This window comes from Escherichia sp. E2586, assembly GCF_005781105.1.
Taxonomy (GTDB): domain Bacteria; phylum Pseudomonadota; class Gammaproteobacteria; order Enterobacterales; family Enterobacteriaceae; genus Escherichia.
Map to the genome: position 1 here is coordinate 146,430 of NZ_VATN01000006.1, position 19,802 is coordinate 166,231.

The window sequence follows — 19,802 nt, forward strand, 5'->3', positions numbered from 1 at the left end:
AGTCCTCGCATGAAATACATTGGAGCGCACGTTAGTGCTGCTGGCGGTCTGGCAAATGCCGCAATTCGCGCCGCCGAAATCGACGCAACCGCGTTTGCCTTGTTCACCAAAAACCAACGTCAGTGGCGTGCCGCACCGCTCACGACGCAAACCATCGATGAATTCAAAGCCGCCTGTGAAAAATATCACTACACATCGGCGCAAATTCTTCCCCACGACAGTTATCTGATTAACCTCGGACATCCGGTCGCTGAAGCCCTGGAAAAATCGCGCGATGCCTTTATAGATGAAATGCAGCGTTGCGAACAACTGGGACTTTCTTTGCTCAACTTCCACCCTGGCAGCCATCTGATGCAGATTTCAGAAGAGGATTGCCTTGCGCGTATTGCCGAATCCATCAACATTGCACTGGATAAAACACAAGGTGTGACCGCGGTTATTGAAAATACCGCCGGTCAGGGCAGCAACCTTGGATTTAAATTCGAACATCTCGCGGCGATTATCGACGGTGTGGAAGATAAATCCCGCGTCGGCGTCTGCATTGATACCTGCCATGCTTTCGCTGCCGGGTATGATTTGCGTACTCCAGCCGAATGCGAGAAAACGTTCGCTGATTTTGCTCGTATTGTTGGCTTTAAGTATCTGCGCGGGATGCACCTCAACGATGCGAAAAGTACCTTTGGCAGCCGCGTTGACCGCCATCATAGCCTTGGTGAAGGCAATATCGGTCATGATGCGTTCCGCTGGATCATGCAGGACGACCGCTTCGACGGGATTCCGCTGATCCTCGAAACCATCAACCCGGATATCTGGGCAGAAGAGATCGCCTGGCTGAAAGCGCAACAAACTGAAAAAGCGGTAGCCTGAAAATGAACAACCGGGAGAAGGAAATCCTTGCAATTTTACGGCGTAACCCGCTGATTCAGCAGAATGAAATTGCGGATATGCTGCAAATTAGCCGTTCGCGCGTTGCGGCGCATATTATGGATTTAATGCGCAAAGGGCGGATTAAAGGCAAAGGTTACATTCTCACCGAGCAGGAATATTGCGTGGTGGTGGGAACAATCAATATGGATATTCGCGGGATGGCGGATATCCGTTATCCGCAAGCGGCCTCTAATCCCGGTACGATTCATTGCTCGGCGGGCGGCGTTGGGCGCAACATTGCCCACAATCTGGCGCTGTTAGGCCGCGACGTCCATTTACTCTCGGTGATTGGCGATGACTTTTATGGCGAAATGCTCCTGGAAGAGACGCGCCGCGCCGGAGTGAATGTCTCCGGCTGTGTTCGTTTACACGGCCAAAGCACATCGACGTATCTGGCAATTGCCAATCGAGACGATGAAACCGTGCTGGCGATTAACGATACCCATCTGCTGGAACAGTTGACACCGCAACTACTGAACGGGTCGCGCGATTTACTTCATCATGCGGGCGTGGTGCTGGCAGATTGTAACCTGACTGCCGAGGCGCTGGAGTGGGTCTTCACCCTTGCCGATGAAATCCCGGTGTTTGTCGATACCGTTTCAGAATTTAAAGCGGGCAAAATCAAACACTGGCTGGCGCATATTCACACTCTGAAACCCACTTTGCCAGAGCTGGAAATTTTATGGGGCCAGCCGATAACCAGCGATGCTGATCGTAATGCCGCAGTGAATGCGTTGCATCAGCAAGGTGTTCAGCATCTGTTTGTTTATTTGCCCGATGAGTCAGTTTATTGCAGCGAAAAGGATGGTGAACAATTTTTGCTGACTCCGCCAGCACATACGACGGTAGACAGTTTTGGTGCTGACGATGGTTTTATGGCGGGCCTGGTGTATAGCTTTCTGGAAGGAAGCAGTTTCCGTGATAGCGCCCATTTTGCGATGGCCTGCGCGGCAATTTCGCGCGCCAGCGGCAGCTTAAACAACCCTACCCTGTCTGCCGATAACGCGCTTTCATTAGTGCCAATGGTGTAACAATGTTGCCGGATGCGACGCTTAACGCGTCTTATCCGGCTCATAAATCGCGCACTACGCTAAACCAATAAAGAACCCGGCAATGGTCGCACTCATCAGGTTGGAAAGCGTCGCCGCCGCCAGCGCCCGTAAACCAAGCTGGGCGATTTCCGGCGCACGGTGTGGCGCAACCGCAGAAAATGCCCCAACCACTACCCCGATAGAACCAAAGTTAGCGAAACCGCACAGCGCAAAAGAAATAATCGCCACGGTTTTAGCATCCAGAGAGCCACCCGTTTGCAGATATGGCGAGAAATTGAGATAAGCGACAAATTCGTTGATCGCCAGCTTCTGCCCAATCAAACTCCCGGCAAGATTCGCATCACTCCAGTCAACACCCATCACCCACGCCAGCGGGGCCAGCAGATAACCTAAAATGGACTCCAGCGAGGCTTGTTCAAAACCAAACCAGCCGCCAACGCCGCCGATAATACCGTTAATTAACGCAATGATGGCAACAAATGCCATGACTACTGTCGCCACACCCGCAGCGATTTTCAGCCCGGTCATTGCCCCTGTAGCAGCGGCCTCAATAATGCTTTTTGGCGGTGTTTCGGTGAAAGAGAGGTTATTAAAGGACACCTGCGAAGATTCCGTAGCCGGGCTTAACAGGCGGGCAAACAAGATCCCGCCGGGGATCGCCATTAACGATGCCGCCAGCAAATATTCCACAGGCACGCCCAGTGCAGCGTAACCAATCATCGTCGAACCGGCAATTGAGGCCATACCGCTGCAAATAGCTGTAAACAGCTCATTGCGATTCAGACGATCGATAAAGGGCTTCACGATCGCCGGAATTTCGTTTTGCCCAAGGAAAATGGTAGTAACCGCGACGAATGACTCAATCTTGCTGATATTTAATGCTTTCTGGAATATACCGCCAAGAATGCGAATTAAGATCCCCATCACACCGATGTAGTAGAGAATACTCACCAGTGCAGTGACGAAGATAATTGCCGGTAATACTCTGAAACCAAAGATAAATCCTGCGCCATCAAATAAGGTATCCATCTTCGGTCCGACCAGAGAACCGAAGATAAATGCGCTACCCGCGTCGCTGTACGCCATCACTTTATGCACGCCAAAAGCGACTTTTTCAGCGAGCCAACGCCCTGGCGGTAACCACAGCATTATGCCGCCAATCACGATCTGTAACACTAACGCCGCGCCAACGGTACGCAGGCTGATCTTCTTCTTGTTTACTGACAGTAAAAACGCAATAGTCAGCAATACCACCATTCCCAGAACACTTCTCATGACATCCATAGTTATTATCTCTTCATGTCATTTTGGGCGACGGCTTTCTGCCCATCAGAAATAGCCGGGCCTGCATCTTGCGATACTGACCCGGCTTGTTATCAACACTTAATGGGTTTTGATGTAGCCGCGAACGCACTCTTCGACTAAGCCCCAGAACCAGTCGGTATCGATGGTAATGCCGACTTTGGTATTAGCGGGCTTGCCAAGAACGCCCACCTCGTCGCAGACGGTACGCCCGTAGCAAGGGCCGCTATTAACGTCCACTTCGACGTACATATCCTGGGTTTTAATGCCATTCGGGTTAATCAGATAACCGATGCAGGTGGCGTCGTGCACCGGGCCGCCAGCCAGACCGTAGTTTTCGAACTGCGTTTTGAGAGTGAAGTTCATGATGTCGCTGAACAGCTCCCCGGCAGGGCCGCCTGCCCTTTCCATCCGTGCAATCACGTCCGGGGTGCAAACGGTCTGGTTGGTGAGATCGAGGCCCATCATCACCAACGGAACGCCGGAGGTGAACACCACGCGTGCGGCTTCCGGGTCAGCAAAGATGTTGAACTCGGCAGATGGCGTAAAGTTGCCAGTACCATAAGCGCCGCCCATCAGTACAATTTCACGGATTTTGGGCAGGATTGCGGGTTGCATGCGCATTGCCACCGCGATGTTTGACAACGGACCAACCGGCACCAGAGTGATATCGCCATCGCTTGCCATCAGGGTATCGATGATGTATTTCACCGCATGAGTGTTTTCTGCCTGGCGGGTCAGCGGCTCGAATACCGGGCCATCCAGTCCGGTTTCACCGTGAATATTATCGGCAACAATTTGTTGACGCATAATGGGCTGCGGCATCCCCGCATAAACCGGAACATTAATCTCCAGTTTCTGGCAAACATTCAGGCCATTAATTAATGTTTTATCAAGCGTCTGATTACCCGCCACAATAGTGATACCTAATAAATCAATCGCCGGATGTTTCGCAGCCATCATTATGGCAATAGCATCATCATGACCCGGATCACAATCCAGAATAATTTTTCTCTTTTCCATTGTTTATTTCCTCTATTTCCAGTTGCGTTATTTTTTCTACAGCAAAGAAAATTCGACCGGGCCGATGATTGAATCTTAACAACAGCGTACGTATGCTAAATATGAGAAATCTCATAGCGGATAAACATCGTGAAAGAAATCCACAATAATGAATTGAAGCAACAACTGATAAACGAATCCGCATTTAAGGATTGCTTTTCAACGGATGTTTCAGCCGATACGCGACTGTTTCATTTTTTAGCGCGTGACTACATTGTGCAGGAAGGGCAACAGCCGTCCTGGCTGTTTTACCTGACGCGAGGCCGTGCCAGGCTTTACGCCACGCTGGCCAATGGTCGCGTGTCGCTGATCGATTTCTTTGCCGCGCCCTGTTTTATTGGCGAGATTGAGTTAATCGACAAAGACCATGAACCGCGTGCGGTACAGGCTATTGAAGAGTGTTGGTGTATTGCGCTCCCCATGAAACATTACCGTCCGCTGTTATTAAACGACACGCTATTTTTACGAAATCTCTGCGTCACCTTAAGTCATAAAAATTATCGCAATATTGTTTCTTTAACTCAGAACCAATCATTTCCGTTAGTGAATCGCCTGGCAGCATTTATATTACTCTCGCAGGAAAGTGATCTTTATCACGAAAAGCACACGCAAGCCGCAGAGTATTTGGGCGTTTCTTATCGACATCTTTTATATGTTCTCGCGCAATTCATTCACGACGGTTTATTAATTAAAAACAAGAAAGGGTATCTAATTAAAAACAGAAAGCAGTTGTCAGGACTGGCGCTGGAGATGGACCCGGAGAATAAATTCTCCGGGATGATGCAGTAAAAATTATTTGCAATAGCGCGATTGCCGGATACGTCTTATCTGGACTACAAATCGAGCATTACGCCAGCCCAAGAAAGAACCCGGCAATAGTCGCACTCATCAGGTTGGAAAGCGTCGCTGCTGCCAGCGCCCGTAAACCAAGCTGGGCGATTTCCGGAGCACGTTTTGGCGAAATAGCCGAAAACGCCCCAACGACAACGCCGATAGAACCAAAGTTAGCAAAACCACACAGCGCAAAGGAGATAATCGCCACGGTTTTCACTTCCAGCGTGCCACCCGTTTGCAGATACGGTGAGAAACTCAGGTAAGCAACAAATTCGTTTATCGCCAGTTTCTGCCCAATCAGACTACCTGCAAGGTTAGCATCGCTCCAGTCTACCCCCATGATCCACGCCAGTGGCGCCAGCACATAGCCAAAAATACTTTCCAGAGAAGCATTGGCGAAACCAAACCAGCCGCCAATTCCGCCGATAATGCCGTTGATCAGCGCAATAATTGCGACAAACGCCATTACCACCGTCGCCACACCAGCGGCGATTTTCAGCCCGGTCATCGCACCGCTCGCCGCCGCTTCGATAAAGCTTTTTGGCGGCGTTTCGCTGAATGACAGGTTTTCAAATGTCACCTGCGAAGGCTCGGTTGCTGGGCTAAGAATACGCGCAAACAAAATACCGCCGGGGATAGCCATCAGCGATGCCGCTAACAGGTAGTCAATCGGCACGCCCATTCCGGCATAACCAATCATCATCGAACCAGCAATGGACGCCATCCCGCTACAAATTGCGGTAAACAACTCGTTGCGATTCATGCGATCGATAAACGGTTTTACGATCGCCGGGATCTCGTTTTGCCCGAGGAAAATAGTGGTAACCGCAACAAAAGATTCGATTTTGCTGATGTTGAGGGCTTTCTGGAAAATACTGCCAAGAATACGAATCAGCAGTCCCATTACGCCAATGTAGTACAGTAGGCTGATAAGCGCAGTGACGAAGATAATCGCCGGGAGTACGCGAAAGGCGAAGATAAAGCCCGCGCCATCAAAGAGAACATCCATTTTCGGCCCAACCAGCGAACCAAAAATGAAGGCGCTACCGGCATCACTGTAAGACATCACTTTATGAACGCCTAATGCCGCCTGTTCTACTGCCCATTTTCCCGGCGGAAAATAGAGCATGATGCCTCCAATGGCGATTTGCAGCAGCAGCGCGGCCCCAACAGTGCGCAAACTGATGCCCTTTTTATTCACCGACAACACAAACGCAATTGCCAGCAATACCACCATACCCACCAAACTTCTCATTATATCCATAATGATTTTCCCTTTATGCCAGTAAACCCGGCGCCAGCGCCAGGTTTCGGTATGTATGATCAGTACGGGCGACGGCTTTCTGCCCGTCGGAAATTAACCCGCGAGACGCTGGTATTCTTTGGCAATTTCACTCGCCAGAATGGCGTTGTTGAACACCAGCTGGATGTTGGATTTCAGGCTGTCACCGCCGGTCAGTTCAGCAACGCGCGCCAGCAAGAACGGCGTACTTTCTTTACCAATAACACCCTGCGCTTCAGCTTCAGCTACCGCCTGATCGATCGCCGCATTGATAGTGTGTTCCGGCATAGCAAACTGTTCCGGGATCGGGTTCGCTACCACGAGGCCACCGTTCAGCCCGCTTTGCCATTTCACCGCCATCGCGCGGGCAATTTCTGTGGCACTGTCGAGACGAATGCTGACGTCAAACGGGCTGGTCCGGCAGAAAAACGCAGGCAGCGCTTTGGTCTGATAGCCAATTAGAGGTACACCGAAAGTTTCTAAATATTCAGTAGTTAAGCCTAAATCGAGAATAGATTTCGCCCCGGCACAAACTACGGTGACATTGGTGTGCGCCAGTTCCTGCAAATCGGCAGAAATATCGAAGGTATGTTCCGCCCCACGATGTACACCACCAATTCCCCCGGTGGCAAATACTTTAATTCCGGCAAGCGCCGCAATAATCATCGTTGAAGCAACGGTGGTTGCGCCATTTTTTCCGGCGGCAACAACAAAAGGTAAATCGCGACGGCTAACTTTGGTTACGTTATGTCCTTCACGACCCAGCAATTCAATTTCTTCTTTGCTTAAGCCCACTTTCATGACGCCACCAATAATGGCGATAGTGGCAGGTACAGCGCCCTGTTTACGAATAGTTTCTTCCACTTCAATTGCCGTCTGGGCATTTTGTGGAAACGGCATACCGTGAGAGATAATGGTCGATTCCAGCGCAACTACTGGTTTTTTGCTTTTTAAAGCATCCTGAACTTCCGGGGAAATTTGTAATAATTCAGGGGAAATGTTTAATTCAGACATTCTGCGTTCTCCACTAACGATATAACGTTGGCAATCGATAAATTGGGGTTATTGGTGTATTCACAGGAGAGCGCCATTGACGAACATCCCTGTGCAAAACGAACAGATTCGGCAAACGGCATACCGTCGACCCAACACGAAGCAAGACCTGCCATCATGGCATCGCCCGCTCCGGTAACATTAATGACATTGGTTTTAATCGGTGCAGACCAGCCGTTTTCACCGCCGATTTCATTGTAGTAAACGCCGTCTCCGCCCATACTCAGTACCAGGCGGTTCAGGCCATGTTGATGGAACCAGGCGGCAACTTTTGCGGCATCTTCACGCCCTGACAACGCAATCCCGCTCAGGGTTTCTGCTTCAAGGCGGTTTGGCTTCAGGGTGTGGATCTGACTTAGACGGTCGCGCACTTTGACACATTTCCATGCCGAAACTGGATCGACAAATACAGGTACGTCGGCGGCATTATCCAGAATCCAGACCAACGCCTCTTCACTGATATTACAGTCAGCGACAATGACCTTTGCTCCCTGGATAAATTCACAGTGCTGTGCGAGATATTCCGCAGAAATACAGTTACTAATATTCATGTCATTTATAGCAACCAACATTTCACCGGTATTATCGAGCAATGATAAATAGCTCGACGTATTTTCCCCTGGCACAATCAGGCATTTCTCGACATAAACACCGGATTGATTGGTTTGCGTCAGGAGCGATTGACCATAAAAATCACTACCTACAGCGCTAAGTAGCCAGACTTTGTTCCCCAGCAATGCCAGATTTTGCGCGATATTGCGCCCTACTCCACCAGGTGTAAATTTTATTTTCCCTGGATTTGAATCCGCATAATTTAATGATTCATGTGAATATCCGGCGACATCAATATTCGCCGAACCTATAATTACGACATATTCCTTTTCGCGCATAGCACGTCCCCTGGTAAAAAATTACCAACTCTGTCAATCCACAAGAATATAGGTACTGCAAATAACGTTTAAACATGTGTTCGTATTTAAACATGTGCTCATAGTATGCATGTTTTACTTAAAGTAAATTGCCGCCAGATGGGCAAAATGGGCAGATTTGAACAGGCTCACAAAACGCTATTAAATGCATGGATTAAAAAAACGGAGAATTTGTGACGGGATGCACAGAACGGAAGCAATAAAAAAGGGCAGAAATTAATCTGCCCTTGAGGAAATAAGGTTAATGTTTGATGAAGATTTCAGGTTTCAACTTAAAGATAAAATAGATAAATTCATAGAGTTACCCTCAAGAACGGGTCAATCACCTTGCGATCTTCACATGATACAGGGCTGGAAATTTCTGCCCTGTAACACACCTTTTATTACGCTGCTTTCGCTACCGCGTCCACTTCCGGACGTTTCAGGAAGGCATAAGCCAAACCCGCCACCAGCGTACCGGCAATAATTGCCACCAGGTAACCCAGTACCGGCGTAATTGCGCCCGGGATCAGCAGAACAAACAGACCACCGTGCGGTGCCATCAGTTTCGCACCAATCGCCATAGAGATTGCACCAGTCAACGCCCCACCAACGATACAGCACGGCAGCACACGCATCGGATCACGGGCAGCAAACGGAATTGCACCTTCGGAAATAAAGCACAGTCCCAGAACCAGAGCTGCTTTGCCGCCTTCCTGCTGCGCTTTGTCGAATTTGCGACGCGCCACCATCGTTGCCAGCCCCATTGCCAGAGGTGGCACCATACCTGCCGCCATAATCGCTGCCATTGGGCCATAGGTTTGGGTACTCAGCAGACCCACACCGAACGCGTATGCCGCTTTGTTAACCGGGCCACCCATGTCAGTACACATCATGCCGCCAAGGATCGCGCCCAGCAGAACAGCATTCGCAGTCCCCATCGTTTGCAGCCAGTGAGTCAGAGCTTCGAGGATGCCAGCAACCGGTTTACCGATCAGGTAGATCATCGCCAGACCAACCACCAGACTGGAAATCAGCGGAATGATCAGGATCGGTTTCAGCGCCTCCATACTCTGCGGCAGTTTCAATTGCGTACTGATTAACTTCGCAATGTAACCAGCCAGGAAGCCCGCAATAATACCGCCAATGAAACCAGAACCGGTGCTGACCGCCAGCATACCGCCAATCAGGCCAGGCGTGAGGCCCGGACGGTCGGCAATAGAGAAGGCAATATAACCTGCCAGTACCGGCACCATCAGCGCAAAGGCTGAACCGCCCCCAATCTGCATCAGCGCCGCTGCCAACGTACCCGGCTCTTTAAACGCTTCGATACCAAAAGCAAAAGAAAGCGCGATACACAGACCGCCAGCAACCACCATCGGCAACATGTAGGAAACGCCCGTCAGCAAGTGACGATACGCGCCTGCACTCTCTTTCTTGCCTTCAGTCGCCGCCGTTTGAGCTTTGCCTGCTGGTTCGTAAGGCGTCGCTTCAGCAACGGCTTTATCCAGTTCCTGCGCGGTTTTCTTCAGCGCCAGACCGGTAGAGGTGCGATACATCGGTTTACCAGCAAATTTCGCCAGATCGACTTCAATATCTGCCGCCACAATCACCAGATCCGCCGCTGCCACTTCTTCAGGGGTGATGGCATTACCCGCGCCTACAGAGCCACGAGTTTCAACTTTCACCCACCAGCCACGTTTTTTCGCTTCGGTTTCAATGGCTTCTGCCGCCATAAAAGTGTGCGCCACCCCGGTCGGGCAAGCAGTCACCGCAACTACGCGTTTCGGACCACTGGCAGCAACCGGTGCTGTCGCAGCGACCGGCGCAGTGTAAGGTTTCGCATGGCCTTTGGCTTCACTCAGGAACAGCTCAGGGTGCGCAACTGCCCGGGAAATATCGCCCAGCCAGACATTTTTACCGTTCAGCGCGCTGTCGTTCGGGATGGAATCACCGAGAACAATCGCCATTTCAGCGTCGTTCGGATTGTCGATGATTTCCAGTTTTGCTTTTCGCGCCGCCGCGCCCAGCAGGGTCTTCGCCATATAGGCGCGTGCCTGACCGAGATTAGCGTCAATAATCAGCAGCGTTTTCATTATGCCTCTCCTGCTGTCAGTTAAAAGGTTGTAAGTCGACGCGCGCCATCATTGCGGCCAACTGCGGACGATCGGTAATACCCACATTGCTTTGACTTACCGCCAGGGCAGCAACAGCTGTCGCCAGACGCAGAGTGTGTTCACTGGATTCACGCATCAGCAAGCCATAAATCAGGCCACCAACCATAGAATCCCCTGCGCCAACGGTGCTTACGACATCGACTGACGGTGGTTTGGCGATCCATTCGCCGGAGGCATTAACCCAAAGCGCGCCTTCGGCACCCAGTGAAATAACGACATGCGCGATACCTTGTTCACGCAGCGCATGCGCAGCTTCAATCACATCTTTCATTTCAGGCAGTTTACGGCCAGCCCAGATTTCCAGCTCGCGGCGGTTAGGTTTCACCAGCCACGGTGCCGCTTTCAAACCTGCCACTAACGCTTCACGACTACTATCAAAGATAATGCAAGGACACTGACTACGCAGGCGAGTCATCCAGTCGGTGAAGGCTTCCGGGCTGACGCCTGATGGTAAACTGCCGCTGACACAGACCATATCGAACTGACCAAGCCAGCTCAGAGAATCCGTCACAAAGCGTTCCCAGTCGGCTGGAGTGACTTCAAAACCAGAGAAGTTGAGGTCAGTCACTTCGCCGTCTTTTTCCGTCAACTTGACATTAATACGGGTGCGCCCCTGTACAACCTGGAAACGGTTGGCAATGCCCAGCTCGCTGAACAATTGCTGAAACCCATCCTGGTTATCTTTACCGAGGAAGCCGCCAACAGTGACATCAATACCCAGATCTTTCAGAACTTTGGCAACGTTGATACCTTTACCCGCCGCATGCAGACCGGTGGTTTTTACCAGGTTCACTTCGCCGCGTTCAATTTCCGGGCAGAAACCAACAAGGTCATAAGCCGGATTAAGGGTGATCGTAGCAACACGTCTGCTCATTACGCGCCCTCCCCAAGACCTGCGGCGATGGCGTCGCCAATGGCGTTCAGCGCCTGTTCAGCATCTGGTCCCTGGGCGGTAAAGCGTAGGCGATGACCTTTCTTAACGCCAAGTGCTACAACTTTCATCAGACTACGTCCGTTTGCCGGTTTGCCGGTGCCATCAAGGTTTGTCACGGTAATATCACTGTTAAATTGTTTAATGGTATTGACCAACATGGTGCCTGGACGGGCATGCAGGCCGTGTTCATTGCGCACAACAAACTCCGCGCTTAACACGTCGTCGGTCGGCGCATCATCGCTGGTCAGCAGTGCCAGCAGCGTTGCCGCATCTGCTTTCAGCAAGCGGTCAGCTTTATTGTCGAGCAGCAAATCGGCGAGACGCTTAAGAACCGCGACGGGCTGATCGTCATTCATCGCCACACTCACCAGCATGGCAGCCGTTTCGCCGTCCACATCAAAAGCATTTGCCGCACGGCTTACCGCAATCGCGCTACGCAGATTACCTTCGGCGCTATCGCTCAGCCAGATGCCTTGCCCGAGATTTAATGGCTGCTCGTTGATGGCTTTGGTGACGAAGGTAGCGTCAACTGCGCCCGCTTCTTTCAGACGAGCGGCGTTTAACGCTTGCAGGGTCAGCAAATCACTGGCAACGATATCCAGTGTCAGCATTTCGTTATCAAGCTTCAGCTGCTCACTCTGCTTTTCGCCCATCAGCAATGCGCGAAGTTCTTCTGCTGTTGTTGCTGACTTCAGTTGTTCAGCAACGGAATCATCGCTCAGTACATGGGTTAGTTGGCGCAGCAAGCCCAGATGTTCATCGGAGCTGGCGGCAATACCGATAGCAACATACGCTACCTGCCCTTCACCCCATGTCACACCTTCCGGGAACTGAAATACCTGAACGCCGGTTTTCAGTACCTGATCGCGGGTGTCGGTAGTACCGTGTGGAATAGCAATCCCGTTGCCGAGAAAGGTTGAGGTTTGCTGTTCGCGCGCCAGCATGCCATTGACGTAGCCTTCCGCTACATTACCGGCTTGCACCAGCGCCGCGGCGACCTTGCGAATAGCCTCTTCTTTGTCTCCGGCCTTCTCGCCCGGATGGATGTCCTGTACGGATAACTGGAACATAGTTCTCCTCTCTTGCTGAATTGAAACGATTCAGCTTCTATGAGAAAAAAAGCGCCAACCTGGCTTAGGATTAAAGACAAGATCGCGCTGAAACGTTTCAATCAAGAATAATACTTCTTCTTCAGCACGCAAGGGAAGCCGCTAAATTATGTCCAAAAGTTTGATGTGCTGCACATTTTTTTGCCAAAAATCTGAAATGCTGACAGTGAAATTAGCCATCAGCATTAGCATTTCGGCGGCGTCAGCTGAGGATCAGCAAGAGTGAAATGCCATTTTGATTATTCGTAGCGAGTTTGATTTCACTGACTGTTTATTTTCTGACAGGCAGCGTAAACTCCGCGTCTTCATCTTTCACTGATCGACCAGCATGCATAACTCCCCCGCAGTTTCCAGCGCGAAATCGTTTGACCTGACGTCAGCGGCGTTTTTAATTGTTGCCTTTCTCACCGGTATTGCAGGTGCCCTGCAAACCCCGACGCTAAGTATTTTCCTCACTGATGAAGTGCACGCGCGCCCGGCGATGGTGGGATTCTTCTTTACCGGCAGCGCCGTTATCGGAATTCTGGTCAGTCAGTTTCTCGCCGGACGCTCTGATAAACGCGGCGATCGTAAATCGCTGATTGTCTTTTGCTGCCTGTTAGGCATGCTGGCCTGTACCCTTTTTGCCTGGAATCGCAACTACTTTGTTTTGTTATTCGTGGGCGTTTTTTTAAGCAGCTTTGGTTCTACCGCCAACCCGCAAATGTTTGCTCTTGCTCGTGAACATGCCGACAAAACCGGGCGTGAAGCGGTGATGTTCAGCTCTTTTTTACGCGCCCAGGTATCGTTAGCGTGGGTCATTGGCCCGCCGCTGGCGTATGCCTTAGCGATGGGATTCAGCTTTACGGTAATGTATCTCAGCGCGGCGGTGGCGTTTATTGTTTGCGGCGTGATGGTGTGGCTGTTTTTACCGTCGATGCAAAAAGAGCTTCCGTTGGCGACCGGCACGGTTGAAGCGCCGCGCCGTAACCGTCGCGATACGCTGTTGCTGTTTGTGATTTGTACATTGATGTGGGGCTCGAACAGCCTGTACATCATCAACATGCCGCTATTTATTATCAACGAACTGCATCTTCCTGAGAAACTGGCCGGTGTGATGATGGGGACCGCCGCCGGGCTGGAAATCCCGACCATGTTGATTGCCGGATATTTTGCCAAACGTCTGGGTAAGCGTTTCTTAATGCGCGTTGCTGCCGTGGGTGGCGTCTGTTTTTACGCAGGAATGCTGATGGCGCATTCACCTGCCATTCTGTTGGGCTTGCAGCTGCTGAATGCTATTTTTATCGGCATTCTGGGCGGTATCGGGATGCTCTATTTCCAGGACCTGATGCCCGGTCAGGCAGGTTCAGCCACCACGCTCTATACCAATACGTCGCGCGTGGGCTGGATCATCGCTGGTTCAGTGGCGGGCATCGTCGCCGAGATCTGGAATTATCACGCGGTGTTCTGGTTTGCGATGGTGATGGTTATCGCCACCCTGTTTTGCTTGCTGCGGATTAAAGATGTTTAAGGCGCGGTCAACATTTCCAGATCGATAAGCCAGGTCATGGCCTGCTGACGCGTGTTACCGCACATTTCAGCACTGGCCTGCAAGCCTGCGCAAACTTTCGGCCGTAGTGGAGATGTGAAAATTTTACAGCGTTGCTGTTCATCAAGCTGAATGCAGGGCGTATTGGCGGGCTTGCCTTCTGGCATACCGGGAATAGGACTGGAGATTGAGGGGGCGGTGCAACACGCCCCGCAACCCGGACGGCATTCCATACGTTGTTCTCTTAAGGTTAACCACCGGATTGAGGAGCGCGCACATTACCACCTTTTTGGCACCAGCAAAAGTGCGAATACCACTTGCCTGAAAGGCCCGTCGCGAGTAGTTTGTCGCGATATTTTTGACATTTTCGACAACAGGAATTTTTCGATGCCAAGAGCGAACGAAATTAAAAAAGGTATGGTACTGAATTACAACGGCAAACTGCTGCTGGTTAAGGACATTGATATTCAGTCGCCTACCGCCCGCGGTGCCGCTACGCTGTACAAAATGCGTTTTTCAGACGTCCGTACCGGGCTGAAAGTGGAAGAACGCTTTAAAGGCGATGATATCGTTGATACCGTGACGCTGACCCGCCGCTACGTTGACTTCTCCTACGTCGATGGCAACGAATATGTCTTTATGGATAAAGAAGACTATACCCCGTATACCTTCACCAAAGATCAGATTGAAGAAGAACTGCTGTTTATGCCGGAAGGCGGCATGCCAGACATGCAGGTTCTGACCTGGGACGGTCAACTGCTGGCGCTTGAACTGCCGCAGACCGTTGATCTGGAAATCGTTGAAACCGCTCCTGGCATCAAAGGCGCTTCTGCCAGTGCCCGTAACAAACCGGCGACCTTGAGCACCGGACTGGTGATTCAGGTACCAGAATACTTAAGCCCGGGCGAAAAAATTCGTATCCATATCGAAGAACGCCGTTATATGGGGCGTGCTGACTAACTTCAGCCACATTCAGAAAAGGGACAGCTCAGACTGTCCCTTTTTAATTTATTATACCAATCCTTCATTTTGCGCCTCCTGAACACCTTTCGCCTGCAATATTCACTTGTAAATTGATCGTCCTCACACTTCATCGCATTAACAATCCAGACCAATTTCAATTGCTGTCATATAACTTTACACTAGCGTTGTTAATCAATCGTTACTAAGACGTGACTTCTATGAACACAATTGCCTCCACTACGTTCCCGCCTCACATTCACACTCCACGTTACGATCGCCAGCAATTGAAATCCCGTATCGTTCATTTTGGCTTTGGAGCCTTTCACCGCGCACATCAGGCGTTACTGACCGACCGTGTGCTGAATGCCCAGAGCAGCGATTGGGGGATCTGTGAAATCAGTTTGTTCAGCGGCGATCGGCTAATGAGCCAACTTCGCGAACAGGATCATTTATATACCGTGTTGGAGAAAGGCGCAGACGGCAATCAGGCGATTATTGTCGGGGCCGTTCATGAATGCCTGAATGCAAAACTGGATTCCTTAGCGGCGATTATTGAGAAGTTTTGCGAACCGCAGGTGGCAATTGTGTCCCTGACCATTACCGAAAAAGGTTATTGTATCGACCCGGCCACCGGTGCGCTTGATACCAATAATTCGCGGATTATTCATGACTTACAAAGCCCGGAAGAACCTCACTCCGCGCCAGGCATTCTTGTCGAAGCGCTGAAACGCCGTCGTGAACGTGGCCTTGCGCCGTTTACCGTACTTTCCTGCGATAATATTCCCGACAATGGTCATGTGGTGAAAAATGCGGTGCTGGGGATGGCTGAAAAACGCTCTCCAGAACTTGCCGAGTGGATAAAAGAACACGTCAGCTTTCCGGGAACCATGGTCGACCGCATTGTCCCGGCAGCAACGGAAGAATCACTGGCAGAAATTAGCCAATATCTGGGCGTGAATGATCCCTGTGCAATTAGCTGCGAGCCGTTTATCCAGTGGGTGGTAGAAGATAACTTCGTCGCAGGGCGCCCAGCCTGGGAAATCGCAGGTGTACAAATGGTGGATGATGTCCTGCCGTGGGAAGAGATGAAACTGCGCATGCTTAATGGCAGCCACTCTTTTCTCGCTTATCTGGGCTACCTGGCTGGATTCGCCCATATTAGTGATTGCATGCAGGACCGCGCATTTCGCCATGCCGCCAGAACATTAATGCTGGAGGAGCAAGCGCCAACGCTACGGATTAAAGATGTCGATTTAACATACTATGCGGATACGTTAATTGAACGTTTTGCCAATCCAGCGCTGAAACATAAGACCTGGCAAATCGCGATGGATGGCAGTCAAAAATTACCGCAACGCATGTTGGCAGGGATTCGCATCCATCTGGCTCGCGAAACAAACTGGCCGTTACTGGCATTAGGCGTCGCAGGTTGGATGCGCTATGTGAGCGGCGTAGATGATGCCGGAAAAGCTATCGATGTCCGCGATCCGCTTTACGATAAAATTCACAACCTCGTTGCGGGCAGTAGCAGTGAACAACGCGTCACCGCCCTGCTTTCTTTGCGTGAAGTATTCGGTGATGACCTACCAGATAACCCGCATTTTGTGCAGGCCATCGAACAAGCCTGGCAACAAATCGCGCAGTTCGGCGCGCATCAGGCGCTATTAAACACCCTCAAAATTTAACGATTTCTGCGGTTAAAGCGGATGGAGCATCGCTTCGTCCGCCCTCTCTCTTCTCTTTTCCGCCTTTTTTAGCCAGGATTAACGCACAGTTAACTCATCTGATTATTGCGGAGCCGTTGTGACCAGGACCAACCTCATCACCGGTTTTCTCGGCAGCGGGAAAACAACCTCTATTCTTCATCTGCTAGCCCACAAAGATCCCAACGAAAAATGGGCGGTTCTGGTTAATGAATTTGGGGAAGTCGGAATTGATGGTGCTTTGCTCGCTGATAGCGGCGCATTGCTGAAAGAGATCCCCGGCGGCTGCATGTGCTGCGTTAATGGTTTACCCATGCAGGTAGGGTTGAATACCTTACTGCGCCAGGGAAAACCAGACCGCTTGCTGATAGAGCCGACCGGACTGGGTCATCCGAAACAGATCCTCGATCTGTTAACCGCGCCGGTCTATGAACCGTGGATCGATCTGCGCGCCACGTTGTGCATTCTCGATCCGCGCCTGCTGCTGGACGAAAAAAGCGTCGGTAATGAAAACTTCCGTGATCAACTGGCTGCCGCAGACATCATTGTCGCCAATAAATCCGACCGTGCTACGCCAGAAAGCGAGCAAGCGTTACAACGCTGGTGGCAACAAAACGGTGGCGAACGGCAATTAATTCACAGCGATCATGGGCAAATTGAAGGTCATCTTCTGGATTTACCTCGTCGAAATTTAACTGAGTTACCCGCCAGCGCTGCCCATTCGCATCAACATAACGAGAAAAAAGGATTAGCGGCATTAAGCCTGCCAGAGCATCAACGCTGGCGTCGCAGTCTGAATAGCGGACAAGGACACCAGGCCTGCGGTTGGATATTCGACGCTGATACCGTGTTCGACACCATTGGCATTCTGGAATGGGCGCGACTTGCGCCGGTCGGACGCGTAAAAGGCGTGATGCGGATACCAGAAGGTCTTGTGCGCATCAACCGTCAGGGCGATGACCTGCACATTGAAACGCAAAACGTTGCACCACCAGATAGCCGCATTGAGCTGATTTCCAGCAGCGAAACTGACTGGAACGCCTTACAGAGCGCGCTGTTGAAGCTTCGTTTAGCGACCAACGCGTAAGGTTGCCTGCGTTTTTCAGTAAGATAATTAGAGAAAATATGATCAAAAATTTGCCGCAAATAGTGCTGTTAAATATTGTCGGCCTCGCGCTGTTTCTTTCCTGGTACATTCCCGTCAATCATGGATTCTGGTTGCCAATTGACGCGGATATTTTTTATTTTTTTAATCAGAAACTGGTCGAAAGCAAGAGTCTTTTATGGCTGGTTGCGTTGACTAATAATCGCGCCTTCGACGGTTGTTCACTGCTGGCGATGGGAATACTGATGCTGAGTTTCTGGCTGAAAGAAAACGCACCCGGCAGACGGCGTATTGTGATTATTGGTCTGGTCATGCTGTTAACCGCAGTGGTATTAAACCAGTTGGGCCAGGCATTTATTCCGGTAAAACGGGCCAGTCCGACATTGACCTTTACAGATATTAACCGCGTCAGCGAACTGCTATCTGTTCCAACGAAAGATGCCTCACGAGATAGTTTTCCCGGCGATCATGGCATGATGCTGCTTATTTTTTCCGCTTTTATGTGGCGATATTTCGGAAAAGTCGCAGGAGTAATCGCCCTTATTATATTTGTGGTTTTTGCATTTCCCAGAGTGATGATTGGCGCACATTGGTTTACCGATATCATTGTCGGTTCCATGACGGTGATATTGATTGGGTTGCCCTGGTGGCTAATGACACCTTTAAGTGATCAATTAATCGCCTTTTTTGACAAATCACTGCCTGGAAAAAATAAACATTCATAAAACAAATAACTCACAGTAATTAACATCATCAGGTTTATTTTCATAGTAGGGATAATCCTGATGATGTGCGACTTTGCTCTCGTTCATTAAGTGAAATGATCATTCTCTAAGCAAATGAATGGATTGCGCATCTTTTAGACAACAGTGCTTTAATTGACCAATCCCGTTTATTAACTTTCTGTATCACTTTTTCTTATAAAAAATCATGTAAAACCGCTCGCCAAGACCGCGTCAATCGGGTAATCTCGAACACGTTTTGCCTCGGCGGTAGATTATCCTCACAGCATATAATTTTGTGCGTTAGTCCACAGATTTGGCCTTAAGGAATTGTTTCAACGTGCCCAGGTAATTAGTCTCGTGTCGCTTGGCATTTTTTTATAACGATATTTGTCGTTAAGGACTTCAAGGGAAAACAAACAACATGGTCAAATCTCAACCGATTTTGAGATATATCTTGCGCGGGATTCCCGCGATTGCAGTAGCGGTTCTGCTTTCTGCATGTAGTGCAAATAACACCGCAAAGAATATGCATCCTGAGACACGTGCAGTGGGTAGTGAAACATCATCACTGCAAGCTTCTCAGGATGAATTTGAAAATCTGGTTCGTAATGTCGACGTAAAATCGCGAATTATGGATCAGTATGCTGACTGGAAAGGCGTACGTTATCGTCTGGGTGGCAGCACTAAAAAAGGTATCGATTGTTCTGGTTTCGTACAGCGTACATTCCGCGAACAATTTGGCTTAGAACTTCCTCGTTCAACTTATGAACAGCAGGAAATGGGCAAGTCAGTTTCCCGCAGTAATTTGCGTACAGGTGACTTAGTTCTGTTCCGTGCCGGTTCAACTGGACGCCATGTCGGTATTTATATCGGCAACAATCAGTTCGTTCATGCTTCCACCAGCAGTGGTGTTATTATTTCCAGCATGAATGAGCCGTACTGGAAAAAGCGTTACAACGAAGCACGTCGGGTTCTTAGCCGCAGCTAATAAACCGTTTGGATGCAATCCCTTGGCTATCCTGACGAGTTAACTGAAGGCACTGCTTAAGCAGTGCTTTTTTGTTTTCATTCATCATAGAAAATGATGTTTCCGTGCCTTGAACCAGGCTATAGTCCCGTCATTCTCTTCCACTTCAGC

Annotated in this window: 18 protein-coding genes; 9 read left to right on the forward strand and 9 right to left on the reverse strand. The window is 50.2% G+C overall.

Translation table 11 applies throughout. The annotated features are described in order from the left end of the window. Positions 1–9 precede the first annotated feature (9 nt). Positions 10–867, forward strand: coding sequence for a deoxyribonuclease IV (gene nfo / locus FEK50_RS05850; RefSeq protein WP_000873880.1), 858 nt, complete (start codon positions 10–12; stop codon positions 865–867). A gap of 2 nt (positions 868–869) precedes the next feature. Next, complete coding sequence (locus FEK50_RS05855; RefSeq protein ID WP_130207078.1) at positions 870–1,958, forward strand: sugar kinase; 1,089 nt, start codon at positions 870–872, stop codon at positions 1,956–1,958. 54 nt (positions 1,959–2,012) lie between these two features. On the opposite strand, the gene FEK50_RS05860 is transcribed toward FEK50_RS05855, so the two are convergent. Both FEK50_RS05860 and rihB read right to left on the reverse strand, forming a co-directional pair. Beyond that, positions 2,013–3,263: a NupC/NupG family nucleoside CNT transporter gene (locus FEK50_RS05860; protein ID WP_130260499.1), complete on the reverse strand. Its 1,251-nt coding sequence runs from the start codon at positions 3,261–3,263 to the stop codon at positions 2,013–2,015. A gap of 99 nt (positions 3,264–3,362) precedes the next feature. Beyond that, positions 3,363–4,304, reverse strand: coding sequence for a ribosylpyrimidine nucleosidase (gene rihB / locus FEK50_RS05865; RefSeq protein ID WP_131162187.1), 942 nt, complete (start codon positions 4,302–4,304; stop codon positions 3,363–3,365). Positions 4,305–4,433: 129 nt separating this feature from the next. Here rihB and FEK50_RS05870 point away from each other — a divergent pair, with 129 nt between their 5' ends. Then, on the forward strand, positions 4,434–5,132 hold the full coding sequence (locus FEK50_RS05870) for a transcriptional regulator YeiL (RefSeq protein ID WP_131162188.1): 699 nt from the start codon (positions 4,434–4,436) through the stop codon (positions 5,130–5,132). Positions 5,133–5,190: 58 nt separating this feature from the next. Here FEK50_RS05870 and FEK50_RS05875 read toward each other — a convergent pair whose 3' ends face one another. From FEK50_RS05875 to fruB, 6 genes are all read right to left on the reverse strand, one after another. Further along, positions 5,191–6,441: a NupC/NupG family nucleoside CNT transporter gene (locus tag FEK50_RS05875; RefSeq protein WP_130207086.1), complete on the reverse strand. Its 1,251-nt coding sequence runs from the start codon at positions 6,439–6,441 to the stop codon at positions 5,191–5,193. 93 nt (positions 6,442–6,534) lie between these two features. Continuing rightward, complete coding sequence (psuG, locus tag FEK50_RS05880) at positions 6,535–7,473, reverse strand: pseudouridine-5'-phosphate glycosidase (RefSeq protein WP_130217118.1); 939 nt, start codon at positions 7,471–7,473, stop codon at positions 6,535–6,537. Next, complete coding sequence (locus tag FEK50_RS05885) at positions 7,461–8,402, reverse strand: pseudouridine kinase (protein WP_131162189.1); 942 nt, start codon at positions 8,400–8,402, stop codon at positions 7,461–7,463. Before FEK50_RS05885 ends, psuG begins: the two co-directional genes overlap by 13 nt. A gap of 422 nt (positions 8,403–8,824) precedes the next feature. Beyond that, positions 8,825–10,516 carry a PTS fructose transporter subunit IIBC gene (gene fruA, locus FEK50_RS05890; protein ID WP_130260502.1) on the reverse strand — a complete coding sequence of 564 codons (1,692 nt, stop codon included), beginning with the start codon at positions 10,514–10,516 and terminating at the stop codon, positions 8,825–8,827. A gap of 16 nt (positions 10,517–10,532) precedes the next feature. After that, positions 10,533–11,471, reverse strand: coding sequence for a 1-phosphofructokinase (gene fruK, locus FEK50_RS05895; protein ID WP_000091270.1), 939 nt, complete (start codon positions 11,469–11,471; stop codon positions 10,533–10,535). Beyond that, positions 11,471–12,601: a fused PTS fructose transporter subunit IIA/HPr protein gene (gene fruB, locus FEK50_RS05900; protein WP_130207094.1), complete on the reverse strand. Its 1,131-nt coding sequence runs from the start codon at positions 12,599–12,601 to the stop codon at positions 11,471–11,473. The genes fruK and fruB overlap by 1 nt, the downstream gene beginning before the upstream one ends. A 367-nt stretch (positions 12,602–12,968) precedes the next feature. Between fruB and setB the strand changes: the two genes are divergently transcribed. Next, entirely contained in the window at positions 12,969–14,150 is a 1,182-nt protein-coding gene (gene setB / locus FEK50_RS05905; protein ID WP_131162190.1) for a sugar efflux transporter SetB, read from the forward strand. Here setB and FEK50_RS05910 read toward each other — a convergent pair. Next, entirely contained in the window at positions 14,147–14,401 is a 255-nt protein-coding gene (locus FEK50_RS05910) for a YkgJ family cysteine cluster protein (protein WP_131162191.1), read from the reverse strand. The genes setB and FEK50_RS05910 overlap by 4 nt on opposite strands. A gap of 154 nt (positions 14,402–14,555) precedes the next feature. Between FEK50_RS05910 and yeiP the strand changes: the two genes are divergently transcribed. The 5 genes from yeiP (at position 14,556) to mepS (ending at position 19,652) form a co-directional block, all read left to right on the forward strand. Further along, complete coding sequence (gene yeiP / locus FEK50_RS05915) at positions 14,556–15,128, forward strand: elongation factor P-like protein YeiP (RefSeq protein ID WP_001136827.1); 573 nt, start codon at positions 14,556–14,558, stop codon at positions 15,126–15,128. 221 nt (positions 15,129–15,349) lie between these two features. Continuing rightward, positions 15,350–16,816 carry a mannitol dehydrogenase family protein gene (locus FEK50_RS05920; protein WP_130207098.1) on the forward strand — a complete coding sequence of 489 codons (1,467 nt, stop codon included), beginning with the start codon at positions 15,350–15,352 and terminating at the stop codon, positions 16,814–16,816. Positions 16,817–16,934: 118 nt separating this feature from the next. Continuing rightward, on the forward strand, positions 16,935–17,921 hold the full coding sequence (gene yeiR, locus FEK50_RS05925; protein ID WP_130260504.1) for a zinc-binding GTPase YeiR: 987 nt from the start codon (positions 16,935–16,937) through the stop codon (positions 17,919–17,921). Between the two features lie 38 nt (positions 17,922–17,959). Further along, positions 17,960–18,664 (forward strand): Kdo(2)-lipid A phosphotransferase, encoded by a 705-nt coding sequence (lpxT, locus tag FEK50_RS05930; RefSeq protein WP_131162192.1) that lies wholly within the window; start codon positions 17,960–17,962, stop codon positions 18,662–18,664. Between the two features lie 421 nt (positions 18,665–19,085). Beyond that, positions 19,086–19,652, forward strand: a complete 567-nt coding sequence (gene mepS, locus FEK50_RS05935) for a bifunctional murein DD-endopeptidase/murein LD-carboxypeptidase (protein WP_000241011.1) — start codon at positions 19,086–19,088, stop codon at positions 19,650–19,652. The last annotated feature ends 150 nt before the right edge of the window (positions 19,653–19,802 follow it).

What these genes read in the sequence shown, in the direction of transcription:
- nfo (WP_000873880.1), top strand. Translation starts at nt 10, where the DNA reads ATGAAATACATTGGAGCGCACGTTAGTGCTGCTGGCGGTCTGGCAAAT.
- FEK50_RS05855 (WP_130207078.1), top strand. Translation starts at nt 870, where the DNA reads ATGAACAACCGGGAGAAGGAAATCCTTGCAATTTTACGGCGTAACCCG.
- FEK50_RS05860 (WP_130260499.1), bottom strand. Translation starts at nt 3,263, where the DNA reads ATGGATGTCATGAGAAGTGTTCTGGGAATGGTGGTATTGCTGACTATT.
- rihB (WP_131162187.1), bottom strand. Translation starts at nt 4,304, where the DNA reads ATGGAAAAGAGAAAAATTATTCTGGATTGTGATCCGGGTCATGATGAT.
- FEK50_RS05875 (WP_130207086.1), bottom strand. Translation starts at nt 6,441, where the DNA reads ATGGATATAATGAGAAGTTTGGTGGGTATGGTGGTATTGCTGGCAATT.
- psuG (WP_130217118.1), bottom strand. Translation starts at nt 7,473, where the DNA reads ATGTCTGAATTAAACATTTCCCCTGAATTATTACAAATTTCCCCGGAA.
- FEK50_RS05885 (WP_131162189.1), bottom strand. Translation starts at nt 8,402, where the DNA reads ATGCGCGAAAAGGAATATGTCGTAATTATAGGTTCGGCGAATATTGAT.
- fruA (WP_130260502.1), bottom strand. Translation starts at nt 10,516, where the DNA reads ATGAAAACGCTGCTGATTATTGACGCTAATCTCGGTCAGGCACGCGCC.
- fruK (WP_000091270.1), bottom strand. Translation starts at nt 11,471, where the DNA reads ATGAGCAGACGTGTTGCTACGATCACCCTTAATCCGGCTTATGACCTT.
- fruB (WP_130207094.1), bottom strand. Translation starts at nt 12,601, where the DNA reads ATGTTCCAGTTATCCGTACAGGACATCCATCCGGGCGAGAAGGCCGGA.
- setB (WP_131162190.1), top strand. Translation starts at nt 12,969, where the DNA reads ATGCATAACTCCCCCGCAGTTTCCAGCGCGAAATCGTTTGACCTGACG.
- FEK50_RS05910 (WP_131162191.1), bottom strand. Translation starts at nt 14,401, where the DNA reads ATGGAATGCCGTCCGGGTTGCGGGGCGTGTTGCACCGCCCCCTCAATC.
- yeiP (WP_001136827.1), top strand. Translation starts at nt 14,556, where the DNA reads ATGCCAAGAGCGAACGAAATTAAAAAAGGTATGGTACTGAATTACAAC.
- FEK50_RS05920 (WP_130207098.1), top strand. Translation starts at nt 15,350, where the DNA reads ATGAACACAATTGCCTCCACTACGTTCCCGCCTCACATTCACACTCCA.
- lpxT (WP_131162192.1), top strand. Translation starts at nt 17,960, where the DNA reads ATGATCAAAAATTTGCCGCAAATAGTGCTGTTAAATATTGTCGGCCTC.
- mepS (WP_000241011.1), top strand. Translation starts at nt 19,086, where the DNA reads ATGGTCAAATCTCAACCGATTTTGAGATATATCTTGCGCGGGATTCCC.